General features: G+C 38.3%; 2 protein-coding genes. Both read right to left on the minus strand.

Annotation, left to right across the window (positions count from 1 at the left end; translation table 11 throughout):
* Positions 1–68: 68 nt before the first annotated feature.
* The gene (gene cobJ / locus LC605_RS31680; protein WP_229551355.1) at positions 69–1,805 is read right to left on the minus strand and encodes a precorrin-3B C(17)-methyltransferase; all 1,737 of its coding nucleotides are present in this window, start codon (positions 1,803–1,805) and stop codon (positions 69–71) included.
* Between the two features lie 337 nt (positions 1,806–2,142).
* On the minus strand, positions 2,143–2,931 hold the full coding sequence (locus LC605_RS31685; RefSeq protein WP_229551356.1) for a WecB/TagA/CpsF family glycosyltransferase: 789 nt from the start codon (positions 2,929–2,931) through the stop codon (positions 2,143–2,145).
* Positions 2,932–3,731 lie beyond the last annotated feature (800 nt).

Here is a 3,731-nt window from a genome sequence, read left to right on the forward strand (position 1 = left end):
CATGTCCGTTTGAGCCTCAAGAATTGCAGCCTAGATTTGTCTAATCAATTATGTACAATTACTGATGTCTACTGTTCGGTATAACGACGCGGTGTATAAACCCAGACACTATCATTGCTACGCTTGATGGTTCGGGTTTTTGTGGAACCGACAAGAATAATTGTCCGCATATCGGCGGTTGCTGGTGCTAACTGGTCAAGTGTGATCACTTTCACAGTCTGTCCTGGTCTACCGAGATTCCGTGCTAACACTACTGGTGTATCCGGTGTTCTATGTCGCAGCAAAATATTTCTCGCTTCTGCCAGTTGCCAGGTACGCTCTTTGGAAACAGGATTGTAGAAAGCAATGACAAAATCAGCCTTAGCAGCAGCAGCAATCCGTTGTTCGATCGCAGACCAAGGCTTCAAGATGTCAGAAAGGGAAATAGCACAGAAATCATGTCCAAGGGGCGCACCAATTGCTGCTGCTGCTGCTTGCATAGCGGAGATACCTGGTGCCACATGAATGTCGATACTGTCCCATTCGGGTTTAGGATAGCGATCGCATACCTCAAAAACTGCTGCTGCCATTGCATAGATACCTGGGTCGCCAGAGGAAACTACAGCTACATATCGCCCTGATGCAGCCAAATCAAGGGCCATCTTTGCCCGTGCTTCTTCTTCGCGGTTGTCAGACTCATGCCGTTCCTTGCCATCAGCCAAAGAACCGACTAAATCTAAATAAGTTTTATAACCCACTAGGTCAGTTGCCGACTTGAGTATCTCCTTCACTTCTTTTGACATCCACTGCTCCCCACCAGGGCCCGTGCCAATAATCGCTAACCGTCCGCGTGGCTGACCGATGGTGTTGGGGTCAATTGGTTGGGAGGCAATAGCGATCGCTAAATGGGAAGATGACGTAGTAATGACGGATGTGCCTGTAGCAGTGATCGCTGCGGCTTGGGCGAGGCTATAACCTTGTGAAAGTAGACTTTCTAGCTGATTTGGGGTGAAAAAGCGGGCAGGTACTCTCAAGGCACTAGCTACGGCGTGGATTGCGGGATTGGCAGCGAGGGTGATGGGTGCAAATATCCCGGCAACTGATGCTCTTTCTAATGCGGCATCAGCTAGTGCCTGCTGTACTAAAGCTACTGCTTCATCTTCATGGCCAATGACCTCACTAATTGCGATCGCTATAGTTGTTGGGTGGTAAACAAGGCTGTTGGTTCTAGGAGTCACCAAGCGTTCCGTAACTTGGATGGTCAAATCTCCCTTTGGATCTATAGGCAGTTTACTATCACTCAACCAAGGTGCTATGCCTTCTAGCTTGACTTGTGCCCCGGCTAGCAAATCTGAGATAAATTTCTTAGCATCATCTGGGTTTGCTAAATAGTACCCAGAGGGAGGAGATAACAGCGTTGTCCCCAAACGTAAATCACCTGTGGTCGTAATTGCAGGTTTGACACCAAGAGCTTCGGCAATGCGCCGTGCCAAATCATTTACTCCACCAAGTCCGCCTAAGAGAGGGACAACAGTACTACCATCTTCAGCCACAGCTAGTACTGGTGGTTCCTGTCGTTTATCCGAGATTACGGGCGCTAGCGTCCTAATTAAAATACCGGCAGCACAAATGCCAATCACCGGCCTTCCCTGGACAAATAGCTCGCGCAACGCTTCGCCAAAATTCGTGAAGCTGACATCAACTCCAGATGTGCGGCCCGCTAGACCGTGTAGCGTTGCGCCTGGTAGGACACTGATTATTTTGCGTGCTACTGTCACACTATTTTGACCTAGTACTATAATGGCGGGTGCAACGTTGATCATCATAAGTAGATATCTTGCAAAATTCGATATCCTTCAAATGAAACCACAAATTTAGACACGCAGCGACTTTCCGTTTACAAGCTTGGCGAATTCAGATATACCTATTCCAGTACCTTACAGGAGCATTTTAAAAATAGGATGTAGACATTCTAGTCCTATTATGATTTGTTTTATTAGTATTTTTAACAGAAAATATGTTTCTGCATATCGTATTGTAAACGTTCTAAAAATCCCATATACAAAACTAGAATTGATATCATTGAGCTTTGCTAATTTCTGATAATTTATCCTACGTGAATAATCTACAAAAAACCTATTGTCTTCAACAAGTTTCTCAGCTTTATTTGAGTATTTTAAACAACAAAAATAATCGTTTAATTCCTTCGCATGAATAAACATCACCCAAAACTTTTTGTTTTACAATTAAATAAATAAAAGGTAAATCTTCTATTAAATATCGTTTCCATAATCTTTGAGGTTCAGATAACAATCGGTACAGCCATTCTAACCCTAAATTACTTAAGAACTTTGGTGATCTCTTGACTTCACCTGCTTCAAAATTAATAGTCGCACCTACTGCCAAAAAAATTTTTACATTTGGCAATTTATCTTTGTATGTATATATCCATTTTTCTTGTTTTGGCGCTCCAACTCCTATTGCTAATACTGTGGCTTCTGATTTATTAATCATTTCAACTATTTCCATACATTCTTTAAGATTATTCTCGAATCCAAAAGATGGAGAATACTCTCCTACAATAATTTCCCTTGTCACTTTATTGTTTATATTGTTTTTAGCCTTAGCAGCTATTCCTGGTGGCCCTCCTAATAAAAATATTTTAATATCTTTATTATTTTTGTGGTAAGTATAAAAAGCAGGAAAAAAATCTGATCCAGAAATTTTTTGCTTAAGCGGTGTTCCTAAAAATTTAGATGCATACATTAGTACTTGACTATCACATAATTTGTAATCAGCCATATTATATATTTTGGAAAAATCTCGATCTTTTTGTAATTTAATAATGTGATCAACGTTGGGTGTAAATACAATGCCATTACTAAGATTTTCTAAAACTTCTGTTAGTAATAAATTATCGATACTTGTATTTAAAATATTGATTGTTCTCATGCAAGTTATCCCTTGATATTAATCTAGTAAGTTAGTAATAATGTCAAATACAAAATTTGTAATATCAACAACGCAAACATATTTAATTTTTAATGTTTGAGCATTACAAATTAAATGTTATAAATAACATTTGGATAAATTGTCAGGTAGTTCACATTAAATTTACATCATCATGTTGGGCAAGATGCAAATTAAAAAAATGATAAATATATGATGTGCAAATTAGATATTTTTTGGCTGAACTAGAGAGTCTATATAGTAGAAATAATTGGTACAATGTGCAGAAAATAGTGCGGTGTATTGTTGAAATATTCTGGCTAAAAATATGAATTAAATCTCCAAAAAATCTGCCTAAACTTTTTTTTAGATGACTTTGTTCATATTTTACGTATTTATACTTAACTAGAATAAAAATCCTATATTAAATATATAAAGTTAAAAAACACCTCTGGTTTTCCTGGTTATTCTTATTATTCTACTCCGAGTAATTACTTATTATTCTACTCCGAGTAATTACTTATTACTATAAAACAAAGCAAGCTTTTATATTTACTTTAATTAAATACAGCAAAAAAAATGAAGCTGTAAAGCTGAACAGCTATTAAATGTTAATTATACTGACTCATAGGTGAAATTAACAAAAAGCTTTACCTTGTAAAGCCAAAAGCATCGGCAATACTCATAATTTGTTTATTATCTAAACTGGTATTCTTACCCTTGGCGTGTAGAAGAATATCACCAAATTCTCAAGTCAGGGTATCAAGTGGAATGATACAAACTTCCACCTGAGGCAATACGGT

Source organism: Nostoc sp. CHAB 5836 (genome assembly GCF_020829445.1).
In the GTDB taxonomy this organism is placed as follows: Bacteria; Cyanobacteriota; Cyanobacteriia; order Cyanobacteriales; family Nostocaceae; genus Nostoc.

Excerpts from the sequence above, each read along its gene's own strand:
- cobJ (WP_229551355.1), bottom strand. The coding sequence starts at position 1,805 with ATGATGATCAACGTTGCACCCGCCATTATAGTACTAGGTCAAAATAGT.
- LC605_RS31685 (WP_229551356.1), bottom strand. The coding sequence starts at position 2,931 with ATGAGAACAATCAATATTTTAAATACAAGTATCGATAATTTATTACTA.